The organism is Herbaspirillum huttiense (assembly GCF_004367745.1).
Lineage (GTDB): Bacteria > Pseudomonadota > Gammaproteobacteria > Burkholderiales > Burkholderiaceae_D > Herbaspirillum > Herbaspirillum huttiense.
The window spans coordinates 228,841-253,148 of sequence record NZ_CP037993.1 but is presented as its reverse complement, the minus strand read 5'-3'; the positions used below and the strand labels follow the sequence as shown (position 1 = coordinate 253,148).

The following is a 24,308-nucleotide window of genomic DNA, read 5'->3' as shown; positions in this document are numbered from 1 at the left end:
CGGCAACTACCGCCTGATCGACCCTGCCGCTGCCTCAGGCGATGTCCGGGAAGGCCGTGCGCAGCCGGTACTGGCGCTGGCGGTAGTTGCCTTCCGGACCGCTGAATCCACAGTCGACGTCACCGAACAGGCGGCTCACGCGGTTGATGGCGGCGCGCTGGGCTTCGGTCTGCACCGCGATCAGGCGGCGCTTGCTGCGCGCGTGATGAGCGCAGATGTCGACCACCAGACAGTGGCCATAATCGGCCTGCTTGATATCGATGAGCAAGGCTTCCGGCTTGGTCAGGCCAAAGATGGCCGCCAGTTCGATGCGCGCACTCAGGAAGGGATTGCTGTTGCGCAGCTTGTCGCTGAGCTGGGCGCGCGCCTGCACCGCCCATGACTGCGCGTCTTCCACGGCCATGAACGGTTGCAGCGCTTCGACCGCGCTGGCTTCGCCCTGGGCGGCCGCCTGCTGCCACCAGTACAGGGCCTTGACGTCATGCATGGGATCATCGCGGCGATTGCGCCAGAAAATCTGCGCCAGCTCGCTCTGCGCTTCCACCAGACCGGACTCCGCCGCCTTTTCCAGATATTGCTGCGCGACCTGCAGATTGCGCTGCGAATAGATCGAGCGCGAATAGATGCGCGCCAGCGCATGCCAGGCCTGAGCCGAACCGCCCTCTCCCGCCAGCACCAGCCAGTGCAAGGCCTTCTTGAAATTGGCCAGGCCCTGCTCCATGAAGACGCGATTGCCGGCGCGGTCGATCTTGGCGCACAGCAGTCCCAGTTCCAGACGCGCCTCGACCTCTCCGGCCAGCGCTGCCAGTTCAAACAAGCGCATCAGTTGCGGCAACTCGGGCGCGGCCGCACGTGCCTGCCACTGGCCATAGCGCAGCAGCAGCGTGGCTTCCTCGGCATTGAGCTGCACCAGACCGGTAGCATCGCCTTCCTTGTCCAGTTGCGCCACCGCCTGGCTGTTGCGCTCGATCAGGCGCTTGACCAGCACCGCCGCGCCGCGCGCGAAGGCCGCACCCTGGCCTTGCTGCCAAGCCTTGTCCAGCAGCGCGTATTGCGCCTGTTCGATGCCGGCCCGTGCTGCTTCGCGCACCAGTCGTTCTTCGACTGCCGAAGCCGGCAGACCGGGCACCATGGGCTGGCCGTGGCGCTGCATCTGCTGCGCCAGCAGCCATTGCGCCTCATGGTCATCGCGGCTGGCCAACAAGGACAGCGCGGCGATGGCGCGCGCGTGAGCATTGCTGTCGAACTGTTCGGTGTGTTCCAGTACCAGGCGCGCAAAGATCACGCCGGCCTGCGGCACGCCCGCTTCAAACGCCTTCTCGTACCAGATGGCCGCTTCCTGCGGCGAAGATAATTCCTTGACCTGATCGTAGGTGATGTTGCGGCCGATGATCATCCACGCATCGTCCACACCCTGTTGCGCGGCGCGGCGCAGCCAGTAGAAGGCGGTGCCCTTGCTGCGCGGCAGGCCGCTGCCGCCGTCGAGGTAGCGTCGGCCCAGCGCCAGCTGCGCGCGCGATTCGCCGGCACGGGCGGCCTTGATGACGGCCAGCTCTTCTCTCGTTGCCATGTTCTTTTCCTTTCTCAGCAAATCCGCAATCACGAAATCGCGGACGAAAACATCCCCGCTGGCGCAGCAAGCTGCGTCAGTCCGGTGTGCATCAAAAAACTAAGGTTTTGAATGCGGTCCGCCAGTCCGTTGTGGGGCGGTGCGATACGCGATCCATGGAAGTGTTCCACCTCCATGCGCATCGAAATGGTGCTGCTATTAGAGCAGTGCGCCGCAAAAAAGTGCGCAAGGCCGAGAGCTTATTACGCTTTCTTTACAGACATCAAGATCGGCCACCAGTAAGGCTTTTGTCAGGATTTAACAAACAGAAAGCGAGCTTTTTGCAGTGCCGAAAATGAGCTTTCCTGTGCAAGCTCGAGGGCAGCGTTGCACCAAATCCGAGTGCCTGACGATCCATGCGAGAAATCAGCTGCATTCCTGCGAAGAACGAAATGGACTATTGCCAAAACTAATAAAAATCGCGACCAGAAGAAGCATAAAAAAAGCGCCGCATGAACCTCATGCGGCGCTTCTTTTGCTCACTTGTGCATCACACTGCGCCGCCGGGAAGACGACGCAGATCAACTCACATTAGAACTTGTGACGGATACCCACGGCGACGGCGCCTTGGTTGCCATCGGTGCCGGTGCTGTCGGAGACGCCCGGGTTGACCATGTCGCTAGCCTTGGTGTAAGCCAGGAAGGCGTACAGGTCGGTGCGCTTGGACAGCCAGTAGTCGGTACCCAGGCTGACTTGGGTCAGCTTGGTCTTGTTGGACACGCCGTCGAAGTTGGCACGGGTGTGGTCCACAGCAGCCAGCAGCTTGAGCGACGGGCTCAGGGAGTAAGCGGTACCGATTTCGTAGATGTCAGCCTTGTTGGAACGGGCCAGCGTACGATTGGTCAGCGAGGTCAGCGAACCGACGCCCACGGAGGTCAGGTTGGCCTGGGTGTTCAGGTCTTGCTTGACGCGCGACCAGTTACCGTACACACGTGCCGGACCGAACTGGTAGGACGCTGCCACGTTCAGGACCTTCTGTGCGGTGCTGCCGGAGTTGGCAGTCAGGGTGTTGACGTTGGTGGTGGTCGAGCTCGACGGGATCAGCGAGACGTCAGACGGGGTCGAACCAGCCTTGGACTGGTAGTAGTTGATACCCAGACCCAGAGGACCGTTGTCGTACTTGCCGCCGATGCCGAAGGATTGGCCAGCGGAAGTTTGACCAGCGGTTTCACCGAAGCCGTACATCAGGTTACCGGTGAAGCCGTTCAGGCTGTTGGTGGTGTAGCTGATCGAGTTGTTGGTGCGGGTGCCTTGCAGACGATCCAGACCGGAGCCGGAGTTGTTGACCCAGCCACCGAAGTCTTGCACGGCGGTGTAAGCCGAGATGGTGTCGGCGAAGTCGGTTTGACGACCGACCAGCACGCTACCGAAGTTACCGGTCAGACCGACCACCGACTTGCGGCGGAACAGGTTGGAACCAGTGGTGGCGTCGGAGCCTTGCAGGCCGCCGGTATCGTTGGAGAAGCCGGTTTCCAGTTGGAACACAGCCGACAGACCGCCGCCCAGATCTTCAACACCCTTGAAGCCGATACGCGAACCCTGGATGATGCCCGAGTTCAGGCCAAACTTGGTGCCAGTACCGCCGGAGGCAGTAGCAACCTTGCTTTGGTAGACAACACCGGTATCGACGATACCGTAGATCGTGACGGAGCTTTGCGCATTGGCTGCGCCTGCGAACGCGCCCAGAACGGCGAGTGCCAGCAGAGATTTTTTCATGTGACGTCCTTCTCTAAAAATAGTCTTGAGGATCCGCACTTGCAGTCGGATGGGCAAACATTAATGCTTCTCGTCGCCCATGACTGCACCTTGGTCGATAGAAGTCATTTTTTAGACGGGAGCCAAAGATTGAAATGGCAATTGTTGTATTTTTTTATCGCCGCTTTCGGATGTGCTGCGGCAGGACTGTCCCGCTATCGGCCTGTATCAAGGAAAAAGCGCCGGTATCCCTACCGGCGCTTTTCGTCATTTCTAACATCTTGATACATCTTGCTGGCAACAAACAATGGGTTCTTGTTAAGCAAGCCAGCGAGGCTTCTTGTCACTCGCTGCGCATTTCCGTACATTTTCGTACGTTTCTGGCGAATGCGACTGGTCGCGTGCAATATCGCGTTCCATCACTGTACAGCCATGCATTGCACTCACTCCTGCTTATCTTCCTTGGGTTCACCCGCCAGCTTCTTCAACAGCTCCGACTTCAATTGCTGACGCTGCGCCGATGCATTCTTCCGATGTGCACCGGCCCCTCCGGCGCGCTGCTGCGCTGCCAGCGCCACCGGATTGCGTGGCTTGGATTGCGATGGCTCGATGCGAAAACTCAGTTTCTGCCGCGTTCCCAAAGTCTTGTTGGCCATCGCATTCTCCTTGCCTCGGCGGGCATCATGACAGCATCGCGTTACAGCACGTAGCGCGACATGTCCTCATCCACGGCCAGCTCGCCCAGCCGCTCGTTGACATACCCGGCATCGATGAGCAGCCCATCCACACCAGCTTCACCCGCCGTGAAGGAAATCTCTTCCAGCAGCTTTTCCATCACGGTATAGAGACGGCGCGCACCGATGTTCTCGGTCTTCTCATTGACCGTATGCGAGATCTCGGCCAGTCGCTTGATGCCGCTGTCGGCGAATTCGATCTTCACGCCTTCGGTGGCCAGCAGCGCTTCGTACTGCTTGGTCAGGCAGGCATCGGTGCCGGTCAGGATGCGCTCGAAATCGGCAATCGACAGCGAGTCCAGCTCCACGCGAATCGGGAAGCGTCCCTGCAATTCCGGAATCAGATCGGAAGGCTTGGAGAGATGGAACGCGCCCGACGCGATGAAGAGAATGTGATCGGTCTTGATCATGCCGTACTTGGTGTTGACGGTCGTGCCCTCCACCAGCGGCAGCAGGTCGCGCTGCACCCCGGCGCGCGAGACATCGGCATTGCCATTCTGCGAGCGGGTGGCGATCTTGTCGATCTCATCCAGGAAGACGATGCCGTTCTGCTCGACATTGGCAATGGCCTTCTGCTTGAGCTCTTCCTCGTTGACCAGCTTGGCGGCTTCTTCCTCGATCAGCAGCTTCATGGCTTCCTTGATCTTGATCTTGCGCGCCTTCTTGCGCTGGTTGCCCAGGCCCGAGAACATGGTCTTGATCTGCTCGGTCATTTCTTCCATGCCCGGTGGCGCCATGATTTCCATCGAGGGGGCGGCGTCATTCAATTCCAGTTCGATCTCGCGATCATCCAGCGCGCCTTCACGCAGGCGCTTGCGGAAAGTCTGGCGGGTGGTGTTCTTGTCATCCTTCTCGGGGCTGGCATTGCCATCGGGCGTAAAACCGAAATCGCGGGCCGGCGGCAACAACACGTCCAGGATGCGATCCTCGGCCGCATCCTCGGCGCGGGTGCGCACCTTGCGCGTTTCCAGCTCGCGCGTCTGCTTGATGCCGATGTCGACCAGGTCGCGGATGATGGTGTCCACGTCGCGGCCCACGTAGCCGACTTCGGTGAACTTGGTGGCTTCGATCTTGATGAAGGGTGCATCGGCCAGCTTGGCCAGGCGGCGCGCAATCTCCGTCTTGCCCACGCCGGTGGGGCCGATCATGAGGATGTTCTTGGGCGTGATCTCGTGGCGCAGCGGCTCCTCGATCTGCTGGCGGCGCCAGCGGTTGCGCAGCGCGATGGCCACCGCGCGCTTGGCGCGGGCCTGGCCGACGACGTGCTTGTCGAGTTCGGAGACGATTTCCTTGGGAGTCATATTCATGGTGGTGATCTTTTCGCTGTGACGATTCATCGGAGAAACAGGCAGGAAATGCGCGCTGCGCGGCTTAGTCCAGCGTCTCGATGATGTGGTTCAGGTTGGTGTAGATGCACAGCTCGCCGGCGATGGTCAGCGACTTCTTGACGATCTCGGCCGGGGTCAGCTCGGTGTTCTCATACAAGGCCTTGGCGGCCGATTGAGCATAGCTGCCGCCGGAACCGATGGCACCGATGCCGTCATTGGGTTCGAGCACGTCGCCATTGCCGGTGATGACCAGGGTGGTGTCGCGGTCCGCGCACAGCAGCATGGCCTCGAGACGGCGCAGCATGCGATCGGTGCGCCAGTCCTTGGCCAGCTCGACCGAGGCGCGCATCAGGTTGCCCTGGTGCTTTTCCAGCTTGGCTTCGAACAAGTCGAGCAGGGTGAAAGCGTCGGCCGTGCCGCCGGCGAAACCGACCAGGACCTTGCCGTGGTAGAGCTTGCGCACCTTGCGCGCACTGCCCTTCATGACGATGTTGCCAAGCGTCACCTGGCCGTCACCGCCGAGCGCGACCTGGTTGCCGCGACGGACGGAAAGGATGGTGGTGCCGTGAAATTGTTCCATGCTTGCCTCTGTTCAATATGTGCCGGGGAGCAGCGGAGGGACGTACCGGTTCCGCATTCCTGTCGAGATGGGGCTGGCCAGCCGGATTGCAAGTCATGCCATCGGGTGGGCCGCCATCGAGGGCAATATTGTACGCCCGCAAGAAAAACGGGCACCCTGACCACAAGGCCGGGGTGCCCGTCTGAGGCAGCGGGAGCGATTACACCGAAATCGTCATCAGGCTGGCATTGCCGCCTGCGGCCGTGGTGTTGACGCACAGCGCGCGCTCAGCCAGCAAGCGCCACAGGGGAATGGCACCGTCCTCGCTGCACAGGATCAACGGCACCAGCGCACCTTCGCGCTCGGCCAGGCGCACGCGCCACGCGGCAGCCTGGTGGCTGTCCACCAGGGCGGCCTGCAGCGCTTCGGCCTCCAGCTGGCTGGCACGGCGGATGGCCGCACGCACCGGCGCGGGCAGACCGGCCGGCAGCAGCGCCGCAGTGGTCTCATCGACCACCACCGTATTGCCGGTCGCAAAGGCCGCCGCCAGTTGATTCAAGAGCGTGCCGACGCTGGCGGCCACGCACAGCACCAGGCCACGCGGGGCGAAGCCCAGGGTATTGCGCTCGCCGGTGGGGCCGGGCAGCAGCAGGCTGCGCTGCAGCAGGCTGTCACGGTGATAGCGCTCGCCACTGGCGGCCAGGCGCTCGTGGCCATGGGTGCGGGCCCAGTCCAGCAGGCTGTCCAGCAAGGTGTTGGGCACTTGCGCCGGTTGCGCGCGGGTCAGTTCCTCGTGCAGTTGCGCATGGCGCTGCAGGCGCTTGAGGTAGAGCGGACCACCGGCCTTGGGACCGGTGCCGGACTTGCCTTCGCCACCGAAAGGCTGCACCCCCACCACCGCGCCCACGATGTTGCGGTTGACGTAGATGTTGCCCACGTGCGCACGCTGGGCCACGAAATCGATGGTCTCGTCGATACGCGAATGCACGCCCAGGGTCAGCCCATAGCCGGTGGCATTGATGGCATCGATCAGCTGCGGCAGCGCATCGCGGCGATAGCGCAGCACGTGCAGTACGGGGCCGAAGACTTCGCGCTGCAGTTGCGCCAGGTCGTCGATCTCGATCACGGTCGGCGCCACGAAGGTGCCGTGCCGGCAATCCTCGCCCAGCGGCAGCTGGTGCACGGCGCGCGCGCTCTTGCGCATGCGCTCGATGTGGGCCAGCAGGTTCTGCTGCGCCTCGGCATCGATGACCGGGCCGATGTCGGTGGAAAGGCGGTCCGGACGGCCCACGCGCAGTTCGGCCATGGCGCCCTTGAGCATTTCCAGAGTACGGTCGGCGATGTCTTCCTGCAGGCACAGGATGCGCAGGGCCGAACAACGCTGGCCGGCACTGTCGAAGGCGGAGGACAGCACGTCCTGCACGACTTGTTCGGCCAGCGCCGAGGAATCGACGATGAGCGCATTCTGGCCGCCGGTCTCGGCGATCAGCGGGACATCGCCATGTTCGCCGCTGCCGTCGCCATCATCGTGCTTGCGCTGGGCCAGGGTGCGGTTGATGAGCTGCGCCACTTCGGTGGAACCGGTGAAGATCACGCCCTTGACGCGCACATCCGAGGTCAATGCGGCACCCACGGTCTCGCCCCGGCCCGGCAACAATTGCAGGGCGGCGCGCGGCACGCCGGCCTCGTGCAGCAGTTGCACGGCGCGATGGGCGATCAGCGCAGTCTGCTCGGCCGGCTTGGCCAGCACCACGTTGCCGGCGGCCAGTGCAGCGCTGACCTCGCCGATGAAGATCGCCAGCGGGAAATTCCACGGGCTGATGCACACCACCGGGCCCCAGGCCAGCACGTTGCCATCGTGACGCGAGGCGATGGCGTAGTAGCGCAGGAAGTCGACCGCCTCACGCACCTCCGCAATCGCATTGGGCAGCGACTTGCCGGCTTCGCGCACGGCCAGTGCCATCAGTTCGGCGATATGTTCTTCCAGCAGGTCGGCTGCGCGTTCGAGCATGGCGGCGCGCTCGGCGGCCGGAGTCGACTGCCATTGCGGCGCATAGGCAGTGGCGGCGGTCAGCGCCGTATCGACATCGGCCACGGTGGCTTCGCTGACTTGGCCCACGATTTCACGATGGTCGGCCGGATTGCGCACCGCCTGTGCGGGCTGCGCAGCCAATTCGCCCGCGATCAGCGGTGCGGCCTGCCATTGGCGCTGGGCCATGGAAACGAACAGCTCGCCCAGTTGCTGCAGGCGCGATTCATTGGAGAGATCGATACCCGAAGAATTCTTGCGCTCCTGGCCATACAGCTGCTGCGGCAAGGCGATGGCCGGATGCGGCACGCCGCCCTGGGCGCGGACAGTCTCGATGGGATCGGCCACCAGACGGTCCAGCGGCACGGCCTCGTCGACGATCTGGTTGACGAAGGAGGAGTTGGCACCGTTTTCCAGCAGGCGGCGCACCAGGTAGGCCAGCAGGGTCTGGTGCGAACCGACCGGGGCATAGATGCGGCAGGCCTTGCCCAGGTTCTCGGCACCGACCACCTGGTCGTACAGGGTCTCCCCCATGCCGTGCAGGCACTGGAATTCGTAGTTGTCGACCTGGTGCTGCTTGGCCCAGTGATAGATCGCCGCCAGCGTGTGGGCATTGTGCGTGGCGAATTGCGGATAGATGACGTCGGTAGCCGCCAGCAGCTTTTGTGCGCAGGTCAGGTAGGACAGGTCCGTATGCACCTTGCGGGTATAGACCGGATAGCCTTCCAGGCCATCGACCTGGGCGCGCTTGATTTCGCTGTCCCAGTAAGCGCCCTTGACCAGGCGGATCATCAGGCGGCGGCCGTTGCGGCGGGCCAGGTCGACCAGGTAGTCGATGACGAAGGGGCAGCGCTTCTGGTAGCCCTGCACCACGAAGCCCAGGCCGTCGAAGCCGGCCAGGTCGGGGTCGGCCACCAGTTCTTCCATCATGTCCAGCGACAGTTCGAGACGGTCGGCTTCTTCGGCGTCGATGTTCAGGCCGATGTCGTATTGCTTGGCCAGCAGCAGCAACTGCTTCAGGCGCGGCAGCAGTTCACCCATCACGCGTGCATGCTGGGCGCGCGAATAGCGCGGATGCAGGGCCGAGAGCTTGACCGAGATACCCGGGCCATCCTTGATGCCGCGGCCGTTGGAGGCGCGGCCGATGGCGTGGATGGCGGTCTCGTAGGACTGGTAGTAGGCGTCGGCGTCGTGCATGGTCAGGGCGGCTTCGCCCAGCATGTCGTAGGAATAGCGATAGCCGCGCTTTTCGTTGTCGCGGCTGTTGTCCAGCGCTTCTTCGATGGTCTGGCCGGTCACGAACTGGTTGCCCAGCATGCGCATGGCCAGGTCCACGCCCTTGCGGATGAGCGGCTCGCCGCCCTTGCCGATCAAGCGCGTGATGGCTTGCGTGAGGCCGCTTTCGCTGCTGGTGGAGACCAGCTTGCCGGTGATGAGCAAGCCCCAGGTGGCGGCATTGACGAACAGCGACGGCGACTCGCCCAGGTGCTTGCGCCAGTCGCCCTTGCTGATCTTGTCGGCGATGAGGCGGTCCGCGGTCTGGCGGTCGGGGATGCGCAGCAGCGCTTCGGCCAGGCACATCAGCGCCACGCCTTCTTCGGAGGACAGCGAGAATTCGTGCATCAGCGCATCCACGCCGGAGGACCGGGTGCGCTTCTCGCGCACCTGCTGCACCAGCTTTTTGGCCAGTTGCTGGGTGGCGTCCTTCCAGGGCTGCTGGCCCTGCACCTGTTGCAGCAGCCATTGCACGGCCTCGCGCTCGTCGCGGCGATAGGCGGCAGTGATGGCCGCACGCAGCGGACTGGGGGCCGGCAGCAACTCGGCCTGGAATGTGCCAAAGGGCAGGCTGGAAGCGGAGGCCGCAGGGGCGGCGGAGGCGACGGTGGTCATGGTCTGGAGTCGAAATGGGATGGAAACGGGCAACCGGATTCTATGTGCTTGATGCCAATATTAATTCTGTATTTCATGCATCGCTCCAATATTTAATTCGGACTATTTCATTTATACGATTTTTAATTTTCCACAACTACGCCACCATGGCGCCTTTCGCAGTACTGTCGCGGCTTCCGGGGCGATGAACGGTCCGACCCGGCCTGAACCCGGCCCGTGAGCCTGCTGGTGTGGCAAATCCCAATTTATTCGAAGCATTCTTCGGTGCCTTTCGAGCTTTGCCCGGGATTTTCGTGGTTTTTCAGGAAGTACAAAGTTGCCGAACAAGAATGACGGCCCGTCATTGTTCTGGGGCTTGTCATGGATCACGCCAGTCAGTTGCTCTCTCGTTTGTTGCGATTCTCGGCGGCAACGCGCCTCTATCGTCTGGAGATCGCCGGCCAGCCCGAGGACCGCTTTCTGGTCGAAGCATGGGCGGCCGTAGAGTCCCTGCATGCGGTCGGTGCCACCGAGCTGATCGTGCTGAGCCTGGATGCGGAGGTGGCAGCCCGGTCCCTGCTGGGCAGCCTGGCCACGCTGAACAGCCTGCTTGCGGAAGGTGGCGTGTGCCGCTCGACCGGCCTGATCCATGAAGTGGCCAAGCTGGGTGGCGACGGCGGCTTCGGCCGCTATCGGCTGCGCATGGCGCCCTGGCCTTGGCTGCTGTCGCAGGCCAGCACCAGCCGGGTCTGGCAGGACAAGACCCTGATCGAAGTGGTCGAAGACGTCTTCCGCGAATTCCCGCAACACGCGGACTGGCACTGGTCGGCTGATGCGCTGGCGTATCTGGCTCGGGTGCCGCCACGCAGCTACACCGTGCAGTACCGGCAGACGCATCTCGATTTCATCAGCCGTCTGCTGGCCGGAGAAGGACTGTCGTGGCGCATCGAAGAACATGCGCCCAGTCCGCAAGGCCATCGCCTGGTGATCTTTGCCGACAGCACGGCGCGCAGCGCCTTTCCGGAAGATCCCACCAGCGCGGCCCATGATGGCATCCGCTTCCAGGGTGCCAGGGAGCTGGATCAGCAGGATGGCATCCAGGCCCTGGCGGCCTGTCGCAGCCTGCAGGCGGCCAGCTGCACGCTGCTGTCGTATGACTACCGGAACAAACAAGCCATCACCGCCAGCATCCCCACGCATCACGACTTCGGCGGGCGCGACGCGCCCAGGCTGGAAAGCTATGACAGCGCAGGCCCGGTGACCGATGACAAGGACGCCGCCGACCGCCATGCACGCCTGATGATGGAAGCCGCCGAGGCCAGCAACAAGCGCTGGCTTGGACGCAGCACGGTGCGCAGCTTGCGGGCCGGAGCGCGCTTTAGCCTGAGACAAGGGCCGCTGGCGGGCAAGGAGCAGGAATACGCCGTGCTGGCGGTACTGAGCGTGGGCTTCAACAACCTGCCAGCCGATACGCAAGCGGCGCTGGCCGAGTTGTTCGGTCCTCTGCCGATCTTGCTGGAAGACGCCCTCCATGCCTGCCTCAAGGTCGCCACGGTGGGCGAGATACAGGCACCGGACCGCAGCCTGATCGATCTCGCACGCCGCATGGGCCATGCCAAGCTCTTCGAAGCGATTCGCGCCGATATTGTCTGGCGGCCTGACCTGGGCGATGGCACGGGGCTGACGCGTCGTCCTCATGCCATGGCGCAGGGCAGCCAGAGTGCCATCGTGGTCGGCTATCGGGGCGAGACCGAAGCCAATGGCCCCGACGAAATCTGCTGCGACCGCCTGGGACGGATCCGTATCCGTTTCCACTGGCAAGGGCGGCATGAGGATGCGGCGGCCACCTGCTGGGTGCGCGTAGGCCAACGCTGCGCCGGGCCGGGCATGGGGATGCAATTCCTGCCGCGCATCGGGCAGGAGGTTCTGGTGCAGTTCCTCGATAACGACCTGGAGCGGCCGATTGTGCTTGCGGCCCTCTACAACGGCCGTGGGGAGGGGGGCGAGCCGCCGACGCCCGGTGGCGAAGTGAAGTTTTCTGCAAAAACCCAAGTGTTCCAATCGGCCAGCGATACGGCCGCCAGCGGCCAGGGCAATCTGGCGGGCGGCCATGCGCCGACCTGGCATGGCGCCAGTGCGGATCTGGATGGGCACCGCAATCCTGCCGCGCAATGGGGCATCCGCTCCAAGGAGTTCGGTGGCTGGGGGTACAACCAGCTGCTCTTCGATGACAGCGACGGCCGTGGCCGCATCCAGCTCAAGAGCACCCAGGCCGGTAGCGAGCTCAATCTCGGGCACCTGATTCACAGTGCCGACAATTATCGCGGCAGCTTCCGTGGCACGGGCGTGGAATTGCGCACCGATGCCTACGGCGTGATGCGTGCGGGGCGCGGTCTTCTGTTTTCCAGCTATCTGGTGGCGCATCGCGCCGGCCATCGTGATCCGGCCGGGGACAACTCGGGGCAGCGGGCCATGGTGCGGCAGGCTGCACAGACACGCAAGACCTTCGATGAAGCGGCGCGCACGCATCGCACCGTAGGCATGGCAGAAGGGCTTGATGCGCTCAACAAGGCCATCGCCGCGCAAGCCGAGATCGCCCAGGAGGACCTGCCTGCCAGCAGCAAGCCTCTGATCCAGGTCGCTGCGAAGGAAGGGCTGGGCGTGGTGGCGGGCCAGCATCTGCAGATGGCCAACGGCGGGAGCGTGAGCCTCATTGCCGGCCAGGATGCGCAGCACGTCAGCGGGCAGCAATTGCGGTTGCGTACGCAGCAGGCCATCGGTGTGCTGGCCGGGGCTACGGCTGCAGGTGAGAAGGGCATCGGCTTGCAGATGATTGCCGCACAGCGCGACATCGATGTGCAGGCGCAGGCGGGGAGCTTGACCGTGCAGGCGCGTGACCAGTTGCAGGTGGTCAGTGCCAATGCCGGCGTGACCTGGGCGGCGGCGCGCAAGATCACGCTGGCCACGGCGGGTGGGGCCGGCATCGTCATTGATGGGGGGAATATTACGGTTCTCTGTCCCGGGACGCTGACGGTGCATGCGGGGCAAAAGCTGCTGGAGGGAGCCGCACGCATGAAGTTCGAACTCCCTCTTTTACCCAAAGCCCCTCTTCAGGAAAACAACCGGTCACCGTTTTCAAAGTGAGACACCATGCTGCTTAGCCCTCCCTTCCTGCCTCCCCGCCCTGGCAATCTCTCTGATGCAGCATGGCTGAACACGCTCTTGCCCGATTCACCGGCTGGCGAGGGCTTGTTTCCTGTCAGCCGTGATCTCAACTGGCATGGCGGCCTGCATGTGCAGGCTCCAGCTCACGCCAAGGGCACGGAATGGGTCCATGCCATTTCCGATGGCACGGTCATCTTCAGTCGTAGCGCCACGCCAAAGAACGACAATCGTGAACATGCCCTGAACTATCTGGGATGGACCGATGATGGTTGCGTCGTAATTCGCCATGACACCGACATCGGTGAGGGTGCGGCGGCCACCCAGATCGTCTTCTATTCTCTCTACATGCATCTGAGCCAAGTGGAACCTGGCATGAAGGCAGGCAAAAAAGTCTACCGCAAGGATCTGCTGGGGATGGCCGGCCAGTGCCATGACAGCTCACGCAAACTGATCCACTTCGAGATCGCTTGCGATGACGTCAACCTTGGAAAATTGATCGGACGCAGCGACAACAAGCTGGACCTGAGCCGCGATGGACGCACCGATGTGCTCTTCGGTGAGATGTATTTTCTGATACCGGCGGGCACACGGCTCTATTCCAAAGAACCAAAGCGCAATCAGAGTCCGCCGGACACTGAAACGCTGCAGTTGAGCAAGGAGGTGTTGATCGTCGGACTGCGTTATGCCGAAGGCGACGGCGCGCCCGCACAGCGTGGCGACCTGCTCATCACGACCTATCGTGCGGATGGGGAACGGATAGGGCAATCCCTCCGCTTGCCGGAAGCGGAATATCTCCTCTACGCCAGTGCCAACAAGATCAGCCTGGCCTATCCCGAAGGCAAGCGTCCGGCGCCCAGCGCAGTTTATGAACTGCTGCGCTTCGGCAGGATCGTGGGGCCTGATCCGCTGGTACCGTCCGATGTACCGCACTGGCGGGAGATTGCGCTACCAACGGGAAAAGGCTGGGTCAATCTGAATGGCGCGGGAATCCGTAAATACAGCGATGCCGACTTCCCTCCCTGGCAGCACTGGCAACTCGTCAGGGAAGAAGAGCATTCCCGATCCGTGGATAGCCGATGCGCAGCCAACGCCGTCTCCCGCTGGCTGGATCTGGATGGCGACGGCAAGGTGACGGAACAGGAAGCCTTGAAGGCACTGGATGACCAGACTGCACGTCAGCGGCTTTCGCGCTTGATCTGCAGGGTGGAAAGTGAGTGGGATGCGGCCAGGCTGGAGGCGCGATGGTCATGGCTGACACGCAGTGAGAATGGTGTGCCGGCGCGATTGAATGCCGAGGGATTTGAGCAATTCAAAAAGCATGCGAGGGCGCTTTGCATCGATCACAAAGAGGTATTGATGGCGAAATGGCGATTCAATCCGCGTGAGTTTTTACTTATCTTTAGAAGAAATGGATGGATGTGCCTTGATGAAATGGTGCAAACAATTCCACGAGCGATAAAAGTCGACAATATTACTTATGGTCTGGCTTGGGACGAGGCACTGGCCAGGCTTACTGCAGGCACCATCAAGGACAAGGGAACGATGCCTGCAGATATCCACAAAAACTGGAATCTACTTTCCCGAAAGTATCTGCTAGCAGCGTCACCGACACGTACATCATATTTTTTTAGTCACGTTCTGCAAGAGACAGAGTTGTTCTTTTCCGCCATCGAGAAAGGAAATGAGCGATATTTTAGAACGATGTACGAAGTCATTACCCCAGAGGAATGCGAGCAAGACTATCTCAACAAATCCAGTACCGCTTGGAAGCTGCACTTCGTGTATATCAAAGGTACCAAGACGCTGTACGAACTCGAAGCCTATAAAAAGCATCGACCCGAAGTCGTAAAAGAAAAGGCGAAGGAATTAGGCAATACACAACCAGGCGACGGAAACCGATTTAAAGGGCGCGGGTTGATTCAACTAACAGGTCGAGCCAACTACAGCGAGTACGGGCAGTACCGCGGCATGGACTTTACGACTGAAAAACATAATGACTTGATTGCTGTCGTCTCGTATAACACGATTGATTCGGCGTTGAAGTATTGGGTATCAAAGTCCTACATCAAGATCAACATCAATCGTCATGCGGACAAAGGCTTCTCAAAAGAGAGTTGTGTGCTTGTGACAAAGGCTGTGAACGGTGGCAACATGCATTTAGCAATACGGTTCGCCTATTTGTCATATCTTGAGCAGCTACTCGGAGACTATAAACAAACGAAAAATACGAAGGTCCAAGCCCAGCGAAGGGACAGATAATGAGCCGGATTATCACGGCCGCGAAAATCTCCCTGCTTGCAGCAATATCATTCTCCGCTGGCGCAGCAGCGGTCGACCAAGAGCCTATCTATCTGGATGTAGAAATGCAGAATCGTTGTGGGTTCGCAATCACTCTGGTCGATACGATTGACGGGGTTAGCTGCAGTGGGGATCGGCAATTGACCGATGCCTATCGGGCGATGAGCATCAGCTACTTCGTGAATCAGTTTGAGCATAACGACTTTGCTCGCCAGATTACTTTGGGAATCACCAATCGTTCTTTAGAAAAGCTTGTTGGATCCGGCGCAAAAGGAAAGCTCAAGAGAAATGACGATACCGGCGAATCAATCCCTGGCGAAGAACTGCATCTCACCGAACAATTAGTGACGGACCTGTGCGCAAAGAGCATGAGACAGGTTCAGGTAGAAAAGATCGCGGCCAACAACTGGCGAGGCTACCTTTGGCGAAGATCATCCAGACTGAAAAAGAGCGACCTTGTACGGGATTGTCCCTACGATGCAATCGACAAGGAATGCTTTCTCCTGATCATCGGGAATACGACCGTGACGCTGTACTCGGATCTCATCTGCTTGCCGCGTAACGGAAAAAAAACTGACCCGGCAGAGTTCGATGTGGGCGACTTCATGAAGATGATCTACAGCATCACCTTCGATAGTCAATGAGACTTTCCCCTTCCATGAACACAGAACCAAACGTGTCGCCCGGATCCCTCGAAAAATCTTCATCGGTGAAGATACTGATTTCGCTCCTGATGCTGTGTCTCGCGTCAAGCTGTCACGTCCATGCGGCCGCCGCTAACGCAGCTACTCTTTTCAAATTCAAGCAACGCAGGATCAAGGAAACCTGCCATTTTTCGATGCGTCCACCGAGTAGCTCACCCATCATCACATGCACTGCGCTTGCACACTATCCTGGTGCCAAGGTACTTCAGATGGGCCATTATCCAGAAGACTTTCCCGGCCCCGGACTGCTGGCGAATACGGAAGGATTTCTCTCGGGACAATCCACGCAGGACTACCTCGCTTCGGGCATCTCCGACTGGATCGCCGTCCCTGCCCGTACTGACCACCTGGATCAGGAAGATGATGCGATACAGCTCAACGAGTACGGTGTGGATTTTCTCTGGGCCACCCAACAAGATGAAATCAAGCGGGAGAAGATCCGCGGCAAGGACTGGACCGGCTATCTCTGGACGCGGCGCACGGAGCCGACCAGAAAGGAGATGGGCGATGCGGCACCGAAACGGCCACAACGATGTTTCATCGCCCTGATCGGCAATCAGAAAAACAGCCTGGAGTTCGCCACCTGCCTTGCCCGGGACCGTAATCCCAGGGAACCGAACGAACTGCATTATCGGGACTTCATGCGAGCGCTGAAGAGTATTGAGTTTGGCCGATAGCGATTGCTCATCACTGTATATACGTGATCCCATCCAAACGAAGTACCAGATTTATACGAAAAAAAGCGCAGCCTCGGCTGCGCTTTTTTCTTCGATCCATCACAAATGATTTATATCATTTACGAATTAAACGATCGACTCAACCCTCACCCAGATAAGCTGCCTTCACCCGCGGATCATCCAGCATCTGCTGCGCCTGCCCTTCCATGGTGATCAGGCCCGACTCCATCACGTAGCCGCGATGCGCCGCCTGCAGTGCCAGCTTGGCGTTCTGTTCCACCAGCAGGATGGTGATGCCCTGTGCCGACACATTGCGGATCACTTCAAAGATCTTCTCCACCATGATCGGCGACAGACCCATCGAGGGCTCATCCAGCAACAGCAGCTTGGGATGGCTCATCAGCGCGCGCGCCATCGCCAGCATCTGCTGCTCGCCACCCGACAAGGTCCCCGCCATCTGCGCCGCACGTTCCTTCAGGCGCGGGAAGACCTCGAACCAGCGGTCGACGTCGGCCTGGATCTGGCCCTTGTCATTGCTGGTGTAGGCGCCCATCAACAGGTTTTCCTGGATGCTCATGCGCGTGAAGACGCCACGGCCTTCCGGCACCATCGCCAGCTTGTCCTTGACCAGCTCGAAGGACTTCTTGCCCTTCAACGGATTGCCCATGTAATACACGTGGCCGTCGACCTTGCTGCTGGGCAGCGTGCCGGTGATGGCTTTGAGGGTGGTGGTCTTGCCGGCGCCATTGGCGCCGATCAGGGTGACCAGTTCACCGTCGTTGACTTCCAGGCTGATGCCCTTGACGGCCTTGATGCCGCCATAGGCCACGCTCAGTTGGTCGACTTTGAGAATGTTCGTTGTCATGTTCTGTGGTCTCGCTTAATGTCCTGCACCGAGGTAGGCCTCGATCACCGCCGGGTTCTTCTGCACGTCGGCCGGCACCCCTTCGGCAATCGGCTTGCCATAGTCCAGCACCGTGATGCGGTTGCACAGGCCCATCATCAGCTTCACGTCGTGTTCGATCAGCAGGATGGTTTTACCTTCGGCCTGGATCTTCACCAGCAGCTCGCGCAAGGCCAGCTTCTCGGTCGCGTTCATGCCGGCCGCCGGTTCGTCCAGGGCCAGCAGTTGCGGATCGGTCGCCAGGGCGCGGGCGATTTCCAGACGGCGCTGATCGCCATACGACAGGTGGCGCGCCGTGCGCTTGGCGAACTGGCCGATGCCCACGAAGTCCAGCAGTTGCTGCGACTTGGCGCGGATCGCCGCTTCTTCGTCACGTGCTGCCTTGTGGCGGAATACGGCACCGAAGACATTTTGCTTGGTGCGCACGTGGCAACCGACCATCACGTTTTCCAGCACGGTCATTTCACCGAACAGACGAATGTTCTGGAAGGTACGGGCGATACCGGCCTTGGCCACTTCGTGCGGGGCGCTCGGCGAATAGGGCTTGCCGTCCAGTTCGAAGCTGCCGGTATCGGGTTGGTACAGGCCCGTGATGACGTTGAAGAACGTGGTCTTGCCGGCACCGTTGGGGCCGATCAGGCCATAGATCTGGCCGCGCTCGATGGTGATGCCCACGCCATTCAAGGCTTGCAGGCCGCCGAAACGCTTGCTGACGTCACGGATCTTGAGCAGTGTTTGTGTCATGTTCTGTGCTCCAGATTAAGCTTTGACTTCGCCGGTGGTACCGACTTTGGTGTGGTCCACTTCGGGACGGTCTTCATGGCGCGGCGAGGGCCACAGGCCAGCCGGACGGGTCAGCATGATGATCACCATGGCCAGGCCGTAGAGCAGCTGGCGCAGCACTTCCGCATCGATCCACACCTTGCCGAAGATGGCCATCTGCAGCGGCTCCACCACGTGGCGCAGCACTTCCGGCAGCGCGGCCAGGATCACGCCACCCAGCACCACGCCCGGAATGTGGCCAATGCCGCCCAGCACCACCATGGCCAGCACGGCGATGGATTCGGTCAGGGAGAAGGATTCCGGCGAAACAAAACCCTGGAAGGCACCGAACATGGCACCGGCCACGCCACCGAAGGACGCGCCCATGGCGAAGGCCAGCAGCTTGACGTTGCGGGTGTTGATGCCCATCGCCTTGGCGGCGATTTCATCTTCACGGATCGCCACCCAGGCACGGCCCAGGCGCGAATCCTGCAGGCGGCTCGAGAAGAAGATCACGAAGATGCACAGCACCAGGAACAGGTAGTAGTACGCGTTCACCGACGGCAGGTTCATGCCGAAGATCTTCAGCATCGAACCCGAACCCGGTTCACCGGCCAGTGACACACCGAACACGCGGATCGGGTCGATCAGGTTGATGCCCTGCGGACCGTTGGTGATGTTCACCGGCGCGTTCAGGTTGTTCATGAAGATACGGATGATCTCGCCGAAGCCCAGCGTCACGATGGCCAGGTAGTCACCGCGCAGCTTCAGGGTCGGCGCACCCAGGAGCGCACCGAAGAGCGCCGCCAGCACGCCCGAGATCGGCACGATCAGCCACAGCGACAAGTGGATGCCATTCTGCACGATCTGCGGACCGCACAGCCAGACCAGGAAATTGCCGATGGCCGGATAGGTGTTGATGAAGGATTCGATCACCTGCGCGAACTGCGGCGAGGCCAGCAAACCAGCGGTGTAGGCACCGATGGCATAGAAGGCGATGTAGCCCAGGTCCAGCAGGCCGGCAAAACCCACCACCACGTTCAGGCCGAGGGCCAGCATGATGTAGAGCAGCGCCATATCCATGATGCGCACCCACGAATTGCCGAAATGCTGGGCGATCATGGGGAAGATGATCATCAGCGCCAACAGCGCCAGCAGGCTGAACCGCGCCTGCTGGGGGTTGCGCTTCATGTCGAAGGTCATGAGAGCCATAGTGTTCTCTTCCGATTTCTTAAGTTTCTAAGTTTCTGTTTTTAAGTTTTTAAGGTTTTAAATCTTAAAAACTCAGGCCCGATCCGCCACACGCTCACCCATGATCCCGGACGGACGCAAGGTCAACACGATGATCAGCACGATGAAGGCGAAGATGTCCTGATAATTGCTGCCCAGGAAGTTGCCGGTCAGGTCGCCGATGTAACCGGCACCCAGACTCTCGATCAGGCCCAGCAGGATGCCGCCCAGCATGGCACCGTAGATGTTGCCGATGCCGCCCAGCACGGCCGCCGAGAAGGCCTTCAGGCCCGGCACGAAGCCCATGGCGAATTGCGCAGTGGAATAGTTGGCGGCCCACATCACCCCGGCAATCGCGGCCAGTGCCGCGCCGATGGCGAAGGTGACGATGATGACGCGGTTGGCATCCACGCCCATCAAACCGGCGATGCGCGGGTTCTCGGCAGTGGCACGCATGGCGCGGCCCATCTTGGTCTTCTCCACGATCAGCACCAGGCCGATCATCGCGGCCAGGGCCAGGATGAGCAGCATGATCTGGGTCGGCGAAATCAGGGCACCGGCGATGTTGACCGGGGTCGAGGGCATGATCTGCGGGAACGGCAGCGGGCTGCGGCCCCAGATCATCATGGCGAAGGTCTGCAGCAGGATCGACACGCCGATGGCGGTGATCAGCGGCGCCAGGCGCGGCGCGTTGCGCAGCGGACGGTAAGCGATGCGTTCGATCAGCAGGCTGACGATCACGCACACCGGAATGGCTCCGACGATGGCGATGATCAGCTTGACGATGCCAGGCAGGTCAGGCGCGACCTGCTGCACCAATTTGAGGATCGACAGGCCGACCATGGCGCCCACCATCAGGATGTCGCCGTGGGCAAAGTTGATCAGGTTCAGCACCCCGTACACCATGGTGTAGCCCAGGGCGATCAGTGCGTACATGCTGCCTAGCACCAATCCGTTGATGATCTGCTGGATGAAAATGTCCATGAAACGGTGTCTCCTTCAGGAGGATGATTGTTGTGAAACGTCAGGAAACTGCAAGGAAACCGCAAACGCACGAGCGTTCGCGAAAAAAGCGTAAATTATTTATCAAATTAAGCGCGCATGCACGCGCAATTTTCAGATCCCCAGTGTGGTGCGCATCACGCGCGCTGCCGCCAGGTCCCACGCAGCCTGGCCCACGGTCTTGAACACCGGCAGCGCCCCCGCGCTGTCGAGCGTGTTCAAGGCCGTCTTGCCGGCCAGCACATCGCCGATGCCGACCACGCCCGCCCAGTCCACCTTGGCCTGGATCAGGTCGCCTGCTTCGTGATGCGCGCCGGCCAGGTCATCGACCACGATGCGGCGTGCATGCAGCAGGCTGGCCGGGAACTCCACCATGTCCGGCTTGAAGGCACCGACGCCGATGGCCAGCGTATCGGCCGCGATCTGTTCGGGAATCACGGCCACGCGCGACGTAGTCAAGGCAATCACCACATCAGTGCGTGGCAACTCCTGTTGCAACATCTGTGCCGGGAGCGGACTGGCCACCACTTGCGGATGGCGTTCGCTGATGGCCTGGCAGAAAGCCTGGGTACGCGCGAGGTCACGCGCGGCCACCCAGAACTGACGGACACCAAACACCTCCGCCAGTGCATCGGCATGCGCTGCCGCCTGCGCGCCGGTACCGATCAGCAGCGCCGATTGCGGCGTGCGCGGCAACAGCGTGCGAATGCCCAGCAGACTCATGGCTGCGGTGCGGCGCGCCGTGACGGTCGGGCCATCCATCAAGGCCAGGCGGCGGCCGGTATCGGTCTCGAAGGCGATCACCTCCCCCTGAATCGCCGGCAGCTGATGGCGGGCATTGTCGCCATGCACGGTGATGAGCTTGGTCACCGAAAGATCCTCGGCAATGGCCGGCATGCCCAGCAAGACGCTGTTGGCATCGATGGGAACGACCTGGCGTTCCGGTGCGCGGATGGCACCGCTGGCCAGTTCCTGCGCGGCGCGTGCGAGGGCATCGACCAGCGCGGAATAAGGCATTGCCTGCGCGGTCTGGAGGGAGTTGAGGATGTGCATGGGAATCCTGTGGGAAAGTCAGCGCAGGAAGAAACCGGTCGGGAAGGGATCGGACTCTTCCAGCACCCACTGGTTGGTACTCATGATGTGGGCATGGCCGCTCACCTCGGTGAGCGCGCCATCGAAGTCGCCCACCTTGGTGGCAGCAGTCACGCGCACGCCGAAGTTGCTGCCGACGATGCTGCCGTTGACGTAGTTCTGGTTCAGCGCCAATTGTCCGCGCAGGAACAGCTGGGCGGCGCGGCCCGAGGTACCGGTGCCGGTAGGCGAGCGGTCCACTTCGCGGTCAGCGAAGATGCAGACGTTGGACTGGTCCGCGCCGGGGAAATTGGGTTCGCTGTCGATGATGGTGCCGTACAGCGTGTTGAGGCCCGGCTCCAGCGGATGGACGATGGCGACCTTGGCCATGACGGCGGCCTTGGTCTCGGCACCCAGCTGGATCAGCTGGCGCACCAGTTCAGGCTTGACGGTGAGGCCGGCCTGCGCCGCGTTGATGTAGTAGTAGAAGGCACCACCGAAGACGATGTCACCGGTGATCTTGCCAAACCCGGGCGTCTCGACTTCGACGTCGCGGCGATAGATGAAGGAGGGCACGTTGTTGAAGCTGACCTTGCCGGCGCGCACGCCATCCCACTCGACGAAGGCTTCGATGAAGCCGGCCGGGGCATCAAAGCAGATGCGGGTCTGCGGCTGGGTGCGTTCGACGTAGCCCATCTCGACCAACACCTTGCCGAGGGCGATGATGCCGTGGCCGCACATGTCGCTGTAGCCTTCGTTGTGGATGAAGATGACGCCGAAGTCGGCACCAGCCGTGACCGGGGGCAGCAGATACGCACCATACATGTCGGCATGGCCGCGCGGCTCGTTCATCAGGAAGCGGCGGAGGTCGTCGCGATGTTCGCGCAGCCAGGCGCGCTGTTCCAGGATGGTGCCGGCCGGGATCTTGGGCAGGCCCGAGACCACGATGCGCAACGGCTCACCGCCGGTGTGGGCATCGATGGTCTGGACGGTACGGGTATAGCTGAGCATGGTCTTCCTTCCGGGTATGCTGCGGGTCCGCCAGGGCAGAGGGTAACACTGCGGACCGGACATGGGCCCTGCAAGCGGGTACGGCAAGCCGCTCCCGGCCGGTCGGAACCGGCGGGAAGCGGGACACTGCAATGTGGAGCTGGGATCAGGGCCTGGCGCGCCACCCGCGACTGCGGGCGGCAGGATCAGGCCGGGAAAGGACCGATCAGTAGCTGGTCAGGGGAACCGGCAGACCATCCTTGAAGCGATAGACGGTCACGGGCGATTGCTTCAGGTCGTGGTTGGCGTCGAAGTCGTACTGGCCGGCCACGCCCTTGTAGCTGATCTTGGCCATGGCCGGACCGAAGGCTTTAGGATCGACCGAGTTGGCCTGCTTCATGGCTTGCGCGATCAGCATCATGCCATCGTAGAACGAGACTGCATAGGTTTCAGCAGGACGGCTGTACTTCTTCTGGTAGTCGTCAGCGAAGACCTTGCCATCCTTGGCCTTGTCCAGCATGGTGCCGCCCTGGGTGCAGTAGACGGTTTCACCGATGGCGTCGCCACCCAGGCGACCCATTTCCGGCGAACAGATGCCGTCGCCGCCCATCAGGGGCACGTCGATGCCCAGCTGCTTCATCTGGCGCTTGATCGGGCCGCCTTGGGGAGCATAGCCGCCCAGGAACACGGCGTCGGGCTTCTTGCCCTTGATGGAGGTCAGGATGGCGGTGAAGTCGGTGGCCTTGTCGTTGGTGAAGTCCTTGCTGATGACTTCGATGCCGTTGGCCTTGGCGACCTTGGCGAATTCCTCGGCCAGGCCCTGGCCGTAGGCGGTGCGGTCATCGATGACGGCCACGCGCTTCAACTTCAGTTCCTTGGCTGCGTACAGGGCCATCTTGCCACCCAGCTGGCTGTCGCTGGCAGCCACGCGGAACAGGGTGGCAAAACCTTGCTGGGTGATCTTGGGGTTGGAGGCCACGGTGGCCACCACGATGCCGGCATCGTTGTAGACGCGCGAAGCAGGAATGGTCACGCCCGAGTTGTAGGGACCGACGATGGCCTTGACGCCCTGGTCAGCCAGCTTCTGTGCCACGGCCACGCCTTGCTTGGGGTCGGCCTGGTCATCTTCTGCCAGGACTTCGAACTTGATCTTCTTGCCGCCCACGGTGATGGGTTGCGCATTCAGACGCTCGACGGCCATCATCAGGCCGCCCTGGTTGTCCTTGCCGGCCGATGCCTGGGGACCGGTCAACGGGCTGGAGAAACCGATCTTGACGACCTGGGTTTCCTGCGCCATGGCGAAAGCAGGGATCAGCGCCAGCGAGGCGGCGATGATGTTGAGTCCGGAGACGCGCTTGAACATGGGGTGTTTCCTCTCTTCTAGAAAGTCAGACTGCGGTGGGTGATTGCATTGAAAACGCCGGAAAAGCAGGATTTGCGCCATCCCCAGCCTCGTGGGCAGGAGCGGTGCATTCCGTTGATGCCGGGCCGACCGCGTCAGGCCGGTTTTCACCGCCGCGCGCAGGCTGGACCTGGCAAACAAAACTCGTCAAATCTGTTGTCGAGATACTGCTGTGATCCGCGCAGAAACGAGGTGAACTTCGCTTCATGCCCGCATTACGTTATGTTTTTTATGAGGGAGGATTCTATTGACTCTTCCTTGATATTAGGCGCGCTTATTC

Annotated in this window: 17 protein-coding genes; 4 read left to right on the top strand and 13 right to left on the bottom strand. The window is 61.3% G+C overall.

Annotation, left to right across the window (positions count from 1 at the left end):
- Positions 1 to 34 precede the first annotated feature (34 nt).
- From E2K99_RS01210 to putA, 6 genes are all read right to left on the bottom strand, one after another.
- On the bottom strand, positions 35 to 1,570 hold the full coding sequence (locus E2K99_RS01210) for a tetratricopeptide repeat protein (protein ID WP_134221078.1): 1,536 nt from the start codon (positions 1,568 to 1,570) through the stop codon (positions 35 to 37).
- Between the two features lie 570 nt (positions 1,571 to 2,140).
- Complete coding sequence (locus E2K99_RS01205; protein WP_034331865.1) at positions 2,141 to 3,325, bottom strand: porin; 1,185 nt, start codon at positions 3,323 to 3,325, stop codon at positions 2,141 to 2,143.
- 422 nt (positions 3,326 to 3,747) lie between these two features.
- Entirely contained in the window at positions 3,748 to 3,960 is a 213-nt protein-coding gene (locus E2K99_RS01200) for a hypothetical protein (RefSeq protein WP_121042369.1), read from the bottom strand.
- Between the two features lie 41 nt (positions 3,961 to 4,001).
- A complete protein-coding gene (gene hslU / locus E2K99_RS01195) occupies positions 4,002 to 5,345 on the bottom strand; it encodes an ATP-dependent protease ATPase subunit HslU (RefSeq protein ID WP_034331881.1) in 1,344 nt (447 codons plus the stop codon).
- Positions 5,346 to 5,409: 64 nt separating this feature from the next.
- On the bottom strand, positions 5,410 to 5,946 hold the full coding sequence (gene hslV, locus E2K99_RS01190; protein ID WP_006464149.1) for an ATP-dependent protease subunit HslV: 537 nt from the start codon (positions 5,944 to 5,946) through the stop codon (positions 5,410 to 5,412).
- A 199-nt stretch (positions 5,947 to 6,145) separates the two neighbouring features.
- Positions 6,146 to 9,844, bottom strand: coding sequence for a trifunctional transcriptional regulator/proline dehydrogenase/L-glutamate gamma-semialdehyde dehydrogenase (gene putA / locus E2K99_RS01185; protein ID WP_134221077.1), 3,699 nt, complete (start codon positions 9,842 to 9,844; stop codon positions 6,146 to 6,148).
- Positions 9,845 to 10,204: 360 nt separating this feature from the next.
- Here putA and E2K99_RS01180 point away from each other — a divergent pair, with 360 nt between their 5' ends.
- From E2K99_RS01180 to E2K99_RS25750, 4 genes are read left to right on the top strand one after another with little or no spacing between them, the layout of a single operon-like run.
- Entirely contained in the window at positions 10,205 to 12,967 is a 2,763-nt protein-coding gene (locus tag E2K99_RS01180) for a type VI secretion system Vgr family protein (RefSeq protein WP_134221076.1), read from the top strand.
- Between the two features lie 6 nt (positions 12,968 to 12,973).
- Positions 12,974 to 15,247 carry a peptidoglycan DD-metalloendopeptidase family protein gene (locus E2K99_RS01175; RefSeq protein WP_134221075.1) on the top strand — a complete coding sequence of 758 codons (2,274 nt, stop codon included), beginning with the start codon at positions 12,974 to 12,976 and terminating at the stop codon, positions 15,245 to 15,247.
- Positions 15,247 to 15,930, top strand: coding sequence for a hypothetical protein (locus tag E2K99_RS01170; protein ID WP_134221074.1), 684 nt, complete (start codon positions 15,247 to 15,249; stop codon positions 15,928 to 15,930). Before E2K99_RS01175 ends, E2K99_RS01170 begins: the two co-directional genes overlap by 1 nt.
- 14 nt (positions 15,931 to 15,944) lie before the next feature.
- Positions 15,945 to 16,667: a hypothetical protein gene (locus E2K99_RS25750; protein WP_240733828.1), complete on the top strand. Its 723-nt coding sequence runs from the start codon at positions 15,945 to 15,947 to the stop codon at positions 16,665 to 16,667.
- A gap of 139 nt (positions 16,668 to 16,806) precedes the next feature.
- On the opposite strand, the gene E2K99_RS01160 is transcribed toward E2K99_RS25750, so the two are convergent.
- The 7 genes from E2K99_RS01160 to E2K99_RS01130 form a co-directional block, all read right to left on the bottom strand.
- The gene (locus E2K99_RS01160; protein WP_034331852.1) at positions 16,807 to 17,532 is read right to left on the bottom strand and encodes an ABC transporter ATP-binding protein; all 726 of its coding nucleotides are present in this window, start codon (positions 17,530 to 17,532) and stop codon (positions 16,807 to 16,809) included.
- Between the two features lie 15 nt (positions 17,533 to 17,547).
- On the bottom strand, positions 17,548 to 18,315 hold the full coding sequence (locus tag E2K99_RS01155) for an ABC transporter ATP-binding protein (RefSeq protein WP_034338203.1): 768 nt from the start codon (positions 18,313 to 18,315) through the stop codon (positions 17,548 to 17,550).
- 15 nt (positions 18,316 to 18,330) lie between these two features.
- Positions 18,331 to 19,545, bottom strand: a complete 1,215-nt coding sequence (locus tag E2K99_RS01150; protein ID WP_134221073.1) for an ABC transporter permease subunit — start codon at positions 19,543 to 19,545, stop codon at positions 18,331 to 18,333.
- A 72-nt stretch (positions 19,546 to 19,617) separates the two neighbouring features.
- A complete protein-coding gene (locus E2K99_RS01145; protein ID WP_034338197.1) occupies positions 19,618 to 20,547 on the bottom strand; it encodes a branched-chain amino acid ABC transporter permease in 930 nt (309 codons plus the stop codon).
- 132 nt (positions 20,548 to 20,679) lie between these two features.
- Positions 20,680 to 21,618 (bottom strand): delta(1)-pyrroline-2-carboxylate reductase family protein, encoded by a 939-nt coding sequence (locus E2K99_RS01140; protein ID WP_134221072.1) that lies wholly within the window; start codon positions 21,616 to 21,618, stop codon positions 20,680 to 20,682.
- An 18-nt stretch (positions 21,619 to 21,636) separates the two neighbouring features.
- Positions 21,637 to 22,647, bottom strand: coding sequence for a trans-3-hydroxy-L-proline dehydratase (gene lhpH, locus E2K99_RS01135; RefSeq protein ID WP_134221071.1), 1,011 nt, complete (start codon positions 22,645 to 22,647; stop codon positions 21,637 to 21,639).
- Between the two features lie 205 nt (positions 22,648 to 22,852).
- On the bottom strand, positions 22,853 to 23,989 hold the full coding sequence (locus E2K99_RS01130; RefSeq protein WP_121037777.1) for a branched-chain amino acid ABC transporter substrate-binding protein: 1,137 nt from the start codon (positions 23,987 to 23,989) through the stop codon (positions 22,853 to 22,855).
- Positions 23,990 to 24,308 lie beyond the last annotated feature (319 nt).